Below are 14,109 nucleotides of genomic sequence, written 5' to 3' on the forward strand. Positions count from 1 at the left end.
TCAGGTTCTGGCCAATCCCACGGACCGGCTTCCTGTTCAATAACTGAGGGGTGTTGCACTTCGCACTTGAAACCGCCGAGCAAAACGTTGGCTCTCCGCGTTAAAGGCCGCGGTGAAATGCCGGGTATATGCGTCATGCAGGACGGAAATCCGGCGATTGCAGATCAGGTAGTTGATTTTGGCGTTATAGGCGTGGTCACGCTGGATCCAGTCGCGCCGGATGCCGCCGTAATCGCCGAAGAACGGCTCGACGCGCGTCGGGTAGCGCGATAGCACGGTGCCATCGGGAAACGTGACGGGTTCCCCGACCAGGTAGTGCCAGATCTTTCCTTCAAAGAAAAAGCACGAGTGTCCGCGCCGCAGGCCGTCTGGCGCGCCATTGATCTGCACGATCACCCTGCCGCGCCGCACGTATTCCCAAAAATCCCCTTCGGTGGCCACGAGATGCCCGATACGCCCGGCAATCTCGCGGGAATCGTTCGCCACGTACCGTCGATCCTTGACAAAGGCGCGCCAGTTTTTCTGAATGAGGGTCGCGGCTTCAGTGGGTGTCATTGTGAGTGTGCATAAATTAGTCGATTGGCCACGCCCTTTGTGGGATCTGTCCAAGATAAGGGCGGCGCCTTGGGTGCGGGCGGGACCGGTGCGTCGCATGCTGTGGAGAACCGTAAAATCAAACAATGAAGTGCACAATGGCCCGCGATCAACGCCCCGCGTGATGATCAGTACTGGTAGACGACCTGCAGCCCCGCCGTGACGCTGGCGGTGTCGAACGACTCGGGCTTGTAGACGGGCATACCGAGGAAAACATCGTAGGACAGATTGCCCAGTTCCAATGCACCGACGCCACCGCGCAACCCCACCACGGCACCCGCCAGTTGCGTACCAACCTGCCCCGTGGTGGAGGGTCCATACACGCGGCCGTAGTCCAGTCCGACATACAGCGCATGCCCGCTGGCACCTAACGGTGCCTGCAACTCATTGCGCCAGTAGAAGCCCCGCTCGCCCGCCAGCGAATTCTCGCCATCGAAGCCGCGCACCGTGTATCGGCTGCCAATGCTCAGGTCGTCGACGAAGTACAGGCGATCGTTGGTGAACTGGCCGCGCACCGTCGTGACGTAGCGAAGGGCCTGATCGGCAACCTTGAAGGGCACCGAGAGGTTGGCATCGAGCACCATCATCCGATAGCGCCATGTGGGACCGCCGTCGGCCGCCAGCACGTCATCCTGTGCGCCAAATCCACCGGTGCCCTGCCGGAATGCCAGCGTGGCGTCGAGTTGGGACTGACCGAAATAGTGGCGATCGGTTACGCCGAATTCCAGGATCGTGTTATTGCGGCGCTGCTGCGGAATCTCGGTATCTTCGATAAAACTCTTGCCGAACCGGCGCGTCAGGCGCATCTGCACGCCGAACACATCATTCTGGCTGCGACGCAGTACGCGATGGAGCTTCAGGTCGACGTTCTCTGACTTGCCGCTCGAGACGAACGTTGTGTTAACGCCGGCAATCTGCTGGAAATAGTTGCTGCTATAGGCCGAAAGCGTCGCCGTCCAGTAGCCCCACGGCACCGAGTAGAAGCCATTCCACCCCTGCGTGCCGTGCGCCTTGTTGCTGAACATCAGGTCCTGGTTGTACCCGATATTGAGGATGTCATTCAGGCCGAGCGGATTGTCGACCCCGACGCTCACGTTGCCTTGCCATTTTCCCGTGGAGCGAGAGCCCGAATTGTCGATCGACGCAACGAGCGTCCAGGGCTTGTTGCGACGCACGGCAATCACCACGTCGCTCTGACCAGGCGTCGATGTGGGGACAATCTGCATGTCCACATCCTGGCTGGCCACACGCTTCATCTGCTCGAGCCCCTGCTCCAGATCGCGCAGATTCAGCAAGTCGCCCGGTCGGGCCGGAAACGCTGTTTTCCACGTGCCGCGGGAGTCCGGGTTGGTGAAACGCAGTTCGCCGATCACGCCAGGGATCAGCGTCAGTTGCAACGTGCCGGTACTCAGGTCCTGCTGCGGGAGCAGCAAGCGCGTCGTCACATAGCCACGACCGAGGATGGCCTGCGACGCACCTTTGAGAAGGATATCCAGCCCTTGCTTGCCGACGCACGCCGCTTGATAGCGGTCCAGCCATTGGCGCAAAAAGGCGAACGGATCCTGTGGCAAAGCCGATGCGCCCTGCGCACGAGACGCCGCGGGCAGGTTGTCAGGGACTTCGACGACGAACCGATCGATGCGGAAACACGGCGTTTCAGTGGGCAGCGACGGGTATTCGACTGGTCCGACCTCCTGCGCACGCAGCCCAGGGGATTGAACCGACTGCTGGCGCTCGCGGGCTTCCTGCTGCTGACGGGTGCGTTGGTCTTGTTCGATGCGGGTGGTCAGAGCCGAGACTGGCGCTGTTTGTGCGAATGCTGCGCGACTTGCAAGCAAAAGACTGGCAAAAAGCGGCCACAACCGTGTGGCCGGCGAATTATTTTTCATTTGTCTTGTGAAATGGCGATTCACCCCGGCGCGGAAGCCGGAGGATGCGGACGCGTTAGCTCACCAGGGTGAACCGTATCCCCGTAACGCCGTGCGAAATCAACAGATCGCGGATGCGCTCGGAGCATACGAGCCCGACCAACCAGCCTTTGACTCTAAATAGTTCGTGCCCTGCGGCTTTAGTAGGAACGATGCGCAGGGTGTTGATGCGATAGTCGCCCACTTTATCTGGCTGGCCGTCGTCTTCGGTCCAGCGCGGAAACATGGAGAACCCGGTCAGGTCCTCGTCCACGCAGTCGACAATTCCAGCACGTTGAGGATTTCATAGGGCTCATCTACACCTCAAGGCCAATTTTATAAAAAATGTTGGCGCTCATCTGTCCTGTCCACGAAATAATTGGCGCTAACATTGACGAAATTTGAGATGCGCAACCAAGTCATCGAATGAAACGTTTTGCGTACCGTCACTGCACCTTAACGTTGTACCGCCGTCATTGTTGGAAATAACCATGCCGGTATTACCAACCCATGCTTGCATGATTCCGTCGATTCGCCATACATTCCAGATTTTCAGCGTGTGCTCGGCCTTCCCGCTTACTTCGAAAGTAACCGTGTCAGGTGCTGTGTCTGTCCACAACACAAGATCCGTCAAGTGCTGATTCTCCACTTCGATTGACGCCTTCTCGATCCTTAAGCGGAGACCCTGAGTGGGCACTTTTTTTATGGCGAGGAACTGAATCTCACAGCGGAGATTTCCTGCATGCAGCGGAAGGAGAAAGATTTGCTCTACCATATCGTCTCCCCAAGCAATTGCCTGTCCCCTTGCTTGTTGGAATAACTGTGCGAGTGTTTTGGTAGTCACGATTTAATACACCGGTCTTCTGTACGGATCAACGGTAGCATGGTCCTGCGGCCAACGCGGGACGAAATCTTTGGCTCTCGCTGGGGTGATCGGTAGGCGGCAGCAACATCATGCCGAGAATTGTTGACGCAACAGAGCGCCACCGTTTCCGGAATTTGTCCCGTCTAACCTTCAAAACGCAGCGCCGTGATGACGAAGGTATCGTGTTCTGATTTTTCGTCATTGATGAAATCTCGGGCAGCTTTGTTATTGACCATCGCCACGTCACGACTCACGGGTGGATCTACGCCATCCCAAATACAATCGACTCTGGCCTCGAAGCCAGGATGGTGCCAGATGCCACCTTCAACGCGAGTGATGACAAGCCCACGAGCTCCCGCAGCGCGACAAATAGCTGTCGCTGAATCCGCAGACAGCTTCATAACGACGCTTCCGTCCAAATCAAAAAAGGATTCGGGTGATGCGTAACGACGTTGTGGATCAATCTTCATTTCGCTTTCTTGCCATCCTCGATCGTTAGAGATAAATAGCGTCGCAGGGTGCAAGGCGGGATTTCAACCGCAATAAGGCACTCCCGTTGCTCTTTCTATCTACGGCCATCGACTAGTGCTATTTCGGCCTGTACCAGTGCTTGTTTGAGCCATTCAAGCCCCACGTTTCGCACGATTGCTACCTCGTTTCCATCGCAGCCAGGGAATACAACCTTCAGATGCTTGATGCCATCATCTTGGCTCACGAGCGCAACAAACTTGCCATCGCTATAAATTTCGGCAATCAGCTCTGCGTAGTCAACATCGCTAGCGATCACAATTTCCAGCTTAGGGTCTTGCTTCATTTTATAGGGGGCTCCAAGAATCCACGGAAACGGCCATCTGCATCAAATCTAGCACCGCGGCCGTCTGGTGCGATCACGTCTATACCACCAAATCGGTTGTTGTCCTTAACAGTAGCACCTGGCGACTTCAATATCCCATCAAGTACTTCCTGGCCTTGGTCATTCATCTGTGACGGATTGCCCTTCGCTGAAGGGAAAGCGCTATCTGGCCTGCTTCCGTGTTTCTGGAGAGCCCGTCCTGCCGTAGTTATCTCGCCGCCACGATCGGCCGGGTCTACTTGCCGACCAGCATTCGAGAGGTCTTCCAGGGACCTACCACCAAGTTGGCTTGAACCCTTCTCAGCACTGTTGAAAATTGCCCCTAGCCCCTGCACGATCTGCAACGGGATGGAGATCGGCTTCTTTGTTGCGGTTACCACTGCATCGACATAATCCTGCGTGGGCTGCATGAACGGCTTGGTTACATTGTCCTTTGCCTTATTTGGCGCACCAGTCAGCGTGGCCTCGCTCGGATCCACGGGCATGCCAGGGGTCTGGAAAGGCTTCTGCTGCTCTCCGGGTATCCAAATCGGCGTAGGCGGCGGCAGCGCAAGTTGATTGTTCTCGATCTCGAACGTCGCCCCGTTCATCGCCGTGGCCGCATTCCCGCCCGTCGCACCCGCCACCCCGGCCACCAGACTCTGGATCGCGTTCTCCCTCGCCTGCTTCTGCTCCGCGGTCATGCCATCGGTCGGGCTCAGCAGCGAACCCAGCACCGATGCGGTGGCCGCACCCATCGCGCCGGCTCCGCAACTCTGGCTGGCCGCGGCGGCGCCCGCGCAACCGACGATCGCATGTAGCGCAGCGCGGGCGGTCTCAGCCTCGGGCGTACCCTTGCCGAGCGAATCCGCCAGTCCCTTGACCTCATTTGCCGCCAGCCCTTGCAGGTACCCCACCGCTGCGTTCTGCGCGAACTGGGCTGTCGATCCCGTCACGTTGCCACTGGCCGCCGCCGTCAGTGCCGTCATCACCTGACGGTACGTGCCGCCTTGCCCCCACTTTGCGAGGTCATCGGCCTGCTGTTGCAGGGCGGCGATCTGCTCGGGGGACGCGTTCGGATCCTTGGCCGCGGCTTCGACCGCCTTCTTGGCCGACTCCGCTTCGGTCGCCCGGTTGTTGAGGAAGATTCCCGATTCGCGCTGCAGCGCACCCACGATCTCGAAGTCCGCCTTGATCTCGCTGCCATTGAAGATGATTCGCCCCGGCGCGGAAGCCGCAGGATGCGGATGCGTTAGCTCACCAGGGTGAAGCGTATCCCCGTTACGCCGTGCGAGATCAACAAGTCGCGGATGCGCTCGGAGCATACGAGCCCGACCAACCAGCCTTTGGTACGAAAGAGTTCGTGCCCAGCAGCGCGCATCGGGTCGATGCGCAAGATGTCGATGCGATAGTCCCCCACTTTATCCGGTTGACCATCCTCTTCTGTCCAGCGCGGAAACATTGAAAAACCGCTACGAGCTTCGTCCACGCAATCGACAATGTCGAGCACGTTGAGGATCTCATATGTCTCGTCTACGCCCTCAATATCTACAGGTATGGCCTGCACAGTGCCCGCAGGAAGAGCAGCCAATAGCGCATCCATCAACGTTTTGTTCACAAAGTAATTACCGATCCCACCGAGCGAGAAGGACACGGGATGTCCGGGATGGTAGATCTTGCTTCGGAGTGGAATGCTGGTGTCCCATAGTTTGCCGATGCCAAAGCGGCCGGTAACAACCTTTTCGCCTCGACCATCAACAGGCTGAGCTATGTGCCATTGTCCTGGGCAGTTCCCATCAAGGCTAATCTTATAGAAATTTCTGCGACTCATTTTTTAGTTACCAAGTTATTTAAGGTGGTGCCTGGCGTATCAATTTCGATTTTGACCTTGTCCAATGCAAAATTCAGAGCCTGTCTATACTCGGGGGTGTTTTCCGGAATTCCACGTACGGCGCCCTCCAAACGTTTAAACACGGCGTCATGGTACTCCTGTGGGTGTGGCCCCTTGTGTCCCTCGACAAAGACCTTGTTTGCCTCGTCTTGCAGCGACATTCCCGCACCATCGAAGAGTTCTTGGAACTTGGGTGTCCATGGCCCACCCTTTGATGCATCGACGCAATTCTTGTCCGTACAAATATGATGGACCTGATTAATGATCGAATCATATTTGCTGTTGGCGGTCTCCGAGACCGGTGTAAAGATAATATCCTTTACCGTTTCGAAACCCTCAACCAGCGGCTGATAGAACGGCTTTGACTCAATATCCTTCGACTTGTCGGGCTTGCCCGTCAAGGTCGCCGTATTCGGATCCGCAGATTTGCCCGGCGTCTTGAAAGGCTTCTGCTGCTCTCCGGGTGTCCAAATCGGTGTAGGCGGCGGCAGCGCAAGTTGATTGTTCTCGATCTCAAACGTCGCCCCGTTCATCGCCGTGGCCGCGTTCCCGCCCGTCGCACCCGCCACCCCGGCCACCAGACTCTGAATCGCATTCTCCCGCGCCTGCTTCTGCTCCGCGGTCATGCCATCGGTCGGGCTCAGCAGCGAACCCAGCACCGATGCGGTGGCCGCACCCATCGCGCCGGCTCCGCAACTCTGGCTGGCCGCGGCGGCGCCCGCGCAACCGACGATCGCATGTAGCGCAGCGCGGGCGGTCTCAGCCTCGGGCGTGCCCTTGCCGAGCGAATCCGCCAGTCCCTTGACCTCATTTGCCGCCAGCCCTTGCAGGTACCCCACCGCTGCGTTCTGCGCGAACTGGGCTGTCGAACCCGTCACGTTGCCACTGGCCGCCGCCGTCAGTGCCGTCATCACCTGACGGTACGTGCCGCCTTGCCCCCACTTTGCGAGGTCATCGGCCTGCTGTTGCAGGGCGGCGATCTGCTCGGGGGACGCGTTCGGATCCTTGGCTGCGGCTTCGACCGCCTTCTTGGCCGACTCCGCTTCGGTCGCCCGATTGTTCAGGAAGATTCCCGATTCGCGCTGCAGCGCGCCCACGATCTCGAAGTCCGCCTTGATCTCGTTTGCATTGAAGATCGGGCTCAACGCATTCTCGGTGTTCGTCGTCTCGCGGTTCACGCCGGCCACCGTGTCCTCGGCGCTTTTGCCGGTCAGCTCCTGCTGCTTCGCATCGTCGCGGATCGTGATGTTGCCGTCGCTGATGCCGCTTTGCGTGGTGCTGCTGGCGTCGCCCGACGCCGCGGCCACCATCGGGGGCGCGAACGAGAAGCCCTCGCCAGCGCCGCCTGTGGTCGGCAGATCGGTGCCCGGCACGGCGCCGGACCCAGCCGTCGAAGCCTCGCCGCTTTGATTGACGCCGACGCCCGACTTGCCGCTGCTGCCGCCCGACGAATAGCCGCCACCCATCCCGATGCTGCTGGCGCTGTAATCGGCGTGGTTCTGGATGTCGTTGACGGTCAGGGTGTCGGTGGACAAGCTGTTCTTGTCCGCTGCCCCGCCCGCAATCACCGCGCCCGCGAGATCGGTATGGCCCTTGACGTCGATCTGATAGCCATCGCTGCCGGCCCGGATCGCGGTCTGTTCGCCAACGCTTGCGAAGTCGCTGTCCATCTTCTGCTGGCTGACGCTCGCGCTGCCCGAGAAACCATTACCGATCGTCACGCTGCCGCTGGTCGACCGGTCCTTGCTGGAATACGTGCTGGTGTCCTGCAGGCTCTCCATGTTCAGGTTGCCACCCACGTTGGCGACGACCTGATTACCGGACGCCACCGCGCCTTTGAGGTTGGTGTCCCCGCCCGATTCGATGGTGAGGGTGTTACCTGCCGTGGCGTGGGCGTTGGTCCACGACACGTCGTTGCCATCGGCATTCCGTCGGGCAGCGGCAGCATTGGCCGTCACGCCGAAGGCCGCGCCGTTGGAGCCGTAGCCGACGGCCACGCCCACGCCGCCGGACACGCTCTTGCTGGTGCTGTGCTGCTCGGCCGTGTTGACTGCGGCCTGGAGGTTGACCTGATTGTCGGCTTTGAGACGCAGGTCGTTGCCAGCGTCGATGTCGCTGCCGATGATGTTGAGGTTGCTGCCTTGACCGGCGCCCGTCGCCTGGATGCTCACGTTGCCGCCAGCGTTGACCTGGCTGCCACGGGCCGTCGTACTGGTCTGCGTTTGCGTGCTATCGCGCTTCGCGCTGCCCGCCGTGATGCTCAGGCTGATGCCGCCGGCGGCCTGCGGATCTTTGCTCACCGCATCGAAGGCGTTCTTGCCTGCCAGCCCGGTGGCCGCCCCGGCGAGCGCCTTCATGCGCGTATCGCTGGTCTGGCTTTGGGCCTGCGCCATCTGGGTGGCGGTCTGCGCCGCGGCAAGCACCGGATTCGACACGGCAATCGTCAGGCCGCTTTGCTTGAAGTGGGATTCCTGGTCGGAACGCCAGGAATCCGTGGCAGCCGTGATATCGACTGTCTTGGCGCGGATGTCCACGTCTCCTTGTAGTGCCGTCACGGCGCTGCCGGTCTGTGCATAGCCTTCGCCCGCACTCAGACTGACGTTTCCGTCGACGCTGCCGACCATGGAGCCCGTATGGGTGATGGACTGCTCAGACTGTGTCTGGTTGACCTGCTGTTTGCCGAACGTCACGGAAGCGCCGCCGCTCGAGAACATGCCCGACTTGCGGGTGTCCTGCGACGTGGTGCTCGAAGTCAAATTCTCTGCCGCGCCAATCACGAGATTGCGGTCGGCGTGCAGGGAAACGTCGCCACTGCCCGCGATGCTGGAACCCATCACGGTCAGATCCCGACCAGCGCTGGCGGCGATGCTGTCCGCCGATACGAGAGAGCCCACCGCGACGGATTGCTGCTGGCTTGTCTGCGTGGTCGTCTGCTCCTTGGACAGAAAGCCCGAGCGCCGCGTCTGGGACCATCCCTCGGAAGTGTGCTGTTCGGTGACGGTGCCGACGGTGACGTCGCCCGCTGCGGCGAGCGTGGCCGCGCCGCCATCACCGTTTGCGCTGCCCGTGGTGACCGATGAGCCGAGGATGGCGAGGTCGCCGACCTTGCCGCCGGCTGTACCGCCGACGTCGGTGGCCACAGGCGTGATGCCATTGGCTTGCAGTATCGTGCCGGCCACGGTTTGCCCGGCCCCCAACGTGGCATTGTTCCCCGCGTTTATCGAACTGCCACGCGCGGTCTCGTCGTGAGACAACTCCGTGAACTGAGACTGCTTGTTGCTGAACGCGCCCGCGTCGCGTGTGTGCGTGTCCAGGGACGCCGTGACCGTCGTGTTGCGCCCAGCCAACAGCGTTGCGTCTTCGCCGGCCAGGATCGCCGATCCACTCAGCGTGGCATCGCGGCCTGCGACGGCCGTGACATTGCCGCCGGCCTCGATGCTGCTGCCAACGCCGACCATGGTCAGGTCGTGCAGATAATCCTGCCCGCCGTGCGCGGAGGCATCCTGGGTGGTACCGGTTGCCACCGTACCGAGGTTCAGGTCGCGGCCGGCGCCGAGCAGCGCGTCCTTACCGGCACTCACGCTGCCGCCGTTCATCGAGATATCGCGTCCGGCAAGTACACCGACGTTGTTCGTGGCCGAGATCGAGGCGACCGCGCCGATGCCCGTGGCGCTGGCGCTGTTGCCGCTGGCCAGCGTGGTCGTATTGGCGATCGTCTGCGAGGCATTGATCACGTCCCGCCCAGCCGTGACGAGCGTATCCGTTCCGGTGATGCGCCCGCCGACGTTGCGCACGTCTTGCTGGGCTTGCACCACGATCGTTCCGGTGCCGCCGATCTGGCCACGGTTGACGATGTTGTGGCCCAGCACTTGGGTGGTCAGATCCCCCACCAGCTTGCCGCTGTTGGTGACGTCGCCCGACGCATTCAGGCTGACCTGGCTGCCGGTCACCAGCGCCCCGGAGCTTTGCAGGTCGACGGTGTGCGATGTCGCGAGATAGAGCTTCGGTATCAGCACGGTCTGCTGCGAGCCATCGGGCAGCGTCACATCCTGGCTGACCAGCCACACCATGTCGGTGCTGAGCTGTGCCATCTGATCGGCCGTCAGGCCGATTCCGGGTGTCAGATTGAAAGCGCTGGCATAGGCCACGCCGTTGTCCATCAACGCCCGGTACTCGGTCAGGTTGTCGCTGTAGCCCGCCAGGAAGGTGCGGCCGGTCAGTTGCGTGACCTGATCACGAATCAACTTCTCCTCGTAGAAGCCATCGCCCAGCCGCTTCTGCGTCTTCATGGGGTCCAGCCCCAGTTGGCCAAGCATGTAGTCGCTGGAGAGGAAGGTTCCGTATTGCGTGAAGCGCGGATCGGTGGCAATCAGGTACGTCGCGTCCGGTGCGCTCTGGTAGTGATACAGGTCGTTGTTGGGCAGCCGCAGGTTCGCGATGACGTCTTGCGCGCCTCCACCCGATACGCCGCTACCGGTGACGATCTCGCCCGAGCGGTTCACCGTCGTGATGTCGATCGTTTGCGCGCTGGTTTGCACCGTCTGGTTGGCCGACGCAATGGCCGGCAGCGCCATGACCGTGGTCGGCGCCTGTGGCGTCGACGGATACGCCACGTCCTGCCAGTCCTGGCTGCCGCCGGTGCGCTGATGCCAGTAGAACGTGGAGGTTTCCGCGGTACTTACCGTCTGCTGCAATGCGGTGCCGATATCCTGAACGGCGCCCTCTGCGGCAACCCGGATCAGGTCTTCGCCCGCGGCCATGATCGACGACTGGTTCAGAATGTTGCCGCCGCTGCTGTGGATGCGGATGCTGCCGCCGGCCTGGATCCTGGCCGGGTCCGAGGCGCTGATCAGTTGGTCGGTGGCCGTGGTGGTGACGGTGGTTCGGGCGATCTCGTTGTAGTCGTGCCCGAAGTTCTCCTGACGCACCTGATCCGGCCGGATGTGCTGGTTCGGGTCCCAATCCGGCCAGAAAGTAATGCTGTAGGTGCTGCCGTTGTCGGTGATCGACTGGTAGTACTGGGTCGGATGGGTAGCAATCGGGCGCGAGCAGATGCCCGTGCCGACATCGCAGTTGGGCGCCGCGGCGTACCCCACATACTGCTCGATCGGCGACTCAGTGAATGTCAGCGTCTGCTTGCCGATGTCCAACCCCGTGACGGTCGACTTGTCCACCGTCACCGTGATCGGTGCGCGCAAGGCTTCCGTCTGGGGCGTGCTGACCTGTGCGTTGCTGGCATTCCAGGTCCAACCGGGGAAGGTGATACTGGTGTGGTGGCTGAGTTCCCCGTCCGAGAGTCCGGCCTGCCAGATCGTCAGCGTCTGGCTGGTCGATGTGGGCGTCCCGGGCGCGGTCACGATGCTCGTGCGCGTATTGCTGACCTGCGTGGCCGCGATGTCGATATCGCCTTCGGCCTCGATGGTGGCCGACCTGTTCGTCAGGGCTTTCGTCTGATCTACCAGCAGGCCGGTATCGGGGTCTCGCCTGCCATCGCGGGCGATTTGCAGGTTGCCGGCACTGTAGAGCGTGGCGCCATCCAGATTCTGTACCGAATCGCTGGCGTAGACGTTCAGGTTCTGGACGGCAGCCATCAGGGCGCTGGCGCCATGGTTCATGACGTCCGTACCTTGCACGGTGACGTTGTTGCCAAGGATCGTGCCGGTGTTGATGATCGACGGACTGTTCGTGTAGACCGTATCGCCTTCGATGCGGCCCGCATTCGCGAGCGCGTTCGCAGCGGTGACCGTGGTCGTCGTGCCGTTCATATCCGCGCCGGCGGCGTTGACGACATCGGCCGCCTGGACGGTCAGCCCGCCGACTGCGGCTAGCGTGCCGGTGTTGGTCAGCGTGCCAGTCGCGGACACCAGCATGTCGCCATCGGCGCGCAGCCTGTTCGCGGCGTCGTTGCTGTAGTCGCCCACGATGGCCAGCGACAAATTACGCCCGGCCGCCATCTCGCCGCTGCCTGAGATGGCACCGGCCACGGCGACGTCCTGGTTGGCCCGGATCGCGCCGCTCAGGTTGTTCAGCGATGCGACATTCAGTTTTACGTCGGTGCCGCCGAGGATCTGGCCGCCCGTGTTATCGAGCGTCGCGCCGGCCTGGTCCAGCGTCAGGCCGTTGCCGCCGTAGAGCGACCCGCTGCGGTTGTCCACCGCGGTCGCAACGTCGAGATGCAACGCGCCGCCGGCGGCCAGCAGCGCGCCGGCCGTGCCGTCGGTATTGTTCGCGAGTGTTTGGGCGTGAACACTGACGTCGCCATTGCCACCCAGCCTGCCGGCGGTGTTGGTGAGCGTGGCGGAAGCCGTGACCGTGGTCGCGCCGTCGCCCGAATTGCCGATCACGCCGCGCGTGTTATCCACGCTGGCGCCGGCAACCGATAGGCTGCCGTGATCGCCGTTTGCCGCCAACATCCCATCGGTATTCGTGACGGCGCCGGTTGCGCTGACGGTCAGGTCGCCATGGGTCTGTGCCGACCCGCCGTTGTTGTCCAGCCAGCTACTGCTGATCGACAGGCCGGACTGGCCGTACAGATTGCCCTGGCGGTTGCTGATCGCGCCGGATGTCGCCACATCGAGCTGACCCCCGGCGACGATGGTGCCTGCGGCGTTGTCGAGCGACGTCGCATCAATCGTGGCATCGCCCAATGCGATGACCTGCCCGTGATTCGTCACTGTTCCGGCCGCGAGCCGCACATCGCCGTCGCCGCCGATGACACCACCGATGACGCCACTCGTCACGCCGTCCTGCGCGCCCGTGGCGATGGTGCCATCCGCGTTTACGCCGGCCACAATCGTCCCGGTCGAGAACACACTGTCGCCCATGACGTTGAGCCACTGCTGCGCGGCTAGCGTGCCGCTGTTCGACAGTGCGCCATCGGTGGTGACCGAAACGCCCTGCGTGCCGTACGTCGTGCCCGTGTTGTCGATCCCGTCGCGCGCGTAGGCAGCCACGTTGCCGCTCGCGTTGGCCTGCCCGGCCAGCACCAGCTTGCCTTGGGTGGTGAGCGTCAGGTCTCCGGCCTGTGCCGCAGCGACGCCACGCAGCGAGACGCCCACGCCATGCTCGGTCGAGGCCAGCAGGATCTTGTTGGCATACATCCCGCCAAGCTGCGCGACATCGATCCCCACCGTGGGCGTGGCAGCCGCGCCCGCAATCGGCGTCGCGCTCAAGCTGTTATGGCTGACCTGGTTGGCGCCCGCAATGACATTGAGCTGGTCCGCATACAGTGCGCCATTCGCCTGCACCGCCCGCGCAATCAGATCGACCTGATCGACGCGCGCGGCATTCAGGCCGTCGCCCTGGACCGTGATCTGGCCACCGGTGACGCGAAACGCGTCCAGGCTGCCGCTGCCCCCAAATGCGGGCACACCGGTGGTAAGCGTGGCGCGGCTGGTGTTGATGAAGCCAGCGCCGTCCACCAGAATCCCGTTGGGATTGGCCACGATCACTTCGCTGCGTGGCCCCGCCACCTCCAGATATCCCCGCAACTGACTCGGCAGCGTGCTCGTCACCTGGTTGACGATGATCCGTGCGGAGCCGCCGGGCAGCAGGTTCGGATTGCCGTTGATGTACCCAGCCTGTTGCGTCGCGGTGACGGTCGGCGAGTTATTGAGGATAACGCCCGCCCTGGGCACGTCGAACTGCGTGTAGGCGTTGGTCGATACGCCGGCGGCCGACGGCCGCGTGATATCGACCTGCGGCAGGCCGTTTCCCGTTTGGCCAATCGTGGGCCGATTTGCGCCCGCGTTGGGGTCCGCCACCACCTGCGCCCAGCCACTTGTTGGCAGGCCCAAAGCCATCCAGACCGCAAGCCCCATCGCAGGCCGCGCGAAGCGCACGGTGTGCGCTTCGCCGGTGGTCGTCGCGGCCGGGCTGCCGCCGTCGCGGCCCTTGCCTTGGCGAGTCGCCGACTCCTGGACCGCCATGAACATGCGGCGACGCCGGTTGAAAACGACTCGATAGCAACAGCGATTCATAGTCTCGGTCAGGTGCAGGGGACTGGGTGGCGCACGTTAAC

At 61.9% G+C, this 14,109-nt stretch carries 9 protein-coding genes; all 9 read right to left on the reverse strand.

What is annotated here, in order from left to right; translation table 11 throughout:
• Positions 1-36: 36 nt before the first annotated feature.
• Positions 37-555, reverse strand: a complete 519-nt coding sequence (locus AC1RKI_RS22495; RefSeq protein ID WP_492797419.1) for a hypothetical protein — start codon at positions 553-555, stop codon at positions 37-39.
• A 167-nt stretch (positions 556-722) separates the two neighbouring features.
• Positions 723-2,483: a ShlB/FhaC/HecB family hemolysin secretion/activation protein gene (locus AC1RKI_RS22500; RefSeq protein ID WP_492797417.1), complete on the reverse strand. Its 1,761-nt coding sequence runs from the start codon at positions 2,481-2,483 to the stop codon at positions 723-725.
• A gap of 55 nt (positions 2,484-2,538) precedes the next feature.
• Positions 2,539-2,775, reverse strand: a complete 237-nt coding sequence (locus tag AC1RKI_RS22505) for a hypothetical protein (RefSeq protein ID WP_492797415.1) — start codon at positions 2,773-2,775, stop codon at positions 2,539-2,541.
• 111 nt (positions 2,776-2,886) lie between these two features.
• Positions 2,887-3,345, reverse strand: coding sequence for a hypothetical protein (locus tag AC1RKI_RS22510; protein ID WP_492797414.1), 459 nt, complete (start codon positions 3,343-3,345; stop codon positions 2,887-2,889).
• Between the two features lie 164 nt (positions 3,346-3,509).
• A complete protein-coding gene (locus tag AC1RKI_RS22515) occupies positions 3,510-3,836 on the reverse strand; it encodes a colicin immunity protein (RefSeq protein WP_084004321.1) in 327 nt (108 codons plus the stop codon).
• Between the two features lie 95 nt (positions 3,837-3,931).
• On the reverse strand, positions 3,932-4,180 hold the full coding sequence (locus AC1RKI_RS22520; protein ID WP_061960118.1) for a hypothetical protein: 249 nt from the start codon (positions 4,178-4,180) through the stop codon (positions 3,932-3,934).
• Positions 4,177-5,373, reverse strand: a complete 1,197-nt coding sequence (locus AC1RKI_RS22525) for a tRNase toxin domain-containing protein (RefSeq protein WP_492797411.1) — start codon at positions 5,371-5,373, stop codon at positions 4,177-4,179. Before AC1RKI_RS22525 ends, AC1RKI_RS22520 begins: the two co-directional genes overlap by 4 nt.
• A 77-nt stretch (positions 5,374-5,450) precedes the next feature.
• Positions 5,451-5,852, reverse strand: a complete 402-nt coding sequence (locus AC1RKI_RS22530) for an imm11 family protein (protein WP_490713313.1) — start codon at positions 5,850-5,852, stop codon at positions 5,451-5,453.
• Between the two features lie 173 nt (positions 5,853-6,025).
• Positions 6,026-14,068 carry a hemagglutinin repeat-containing protein gene (locus AC1RKI_RS22535; protein ID WP_492797409.1) on the reverse strand — a complete coding sequence of 2,681 codons (8,043 nt, stop codon included), beginning with the start codon at positions 14,066-14,068 and terminating at the stop codon, positions 6,026-6,028.
• Positions 14,069-14,109: the final 41 nt, after the last annotated feature.

The sequence above is a fragment of the Cupriavidus sp. GW822-FHT06G04 genome (assembly GCF_058799075.1).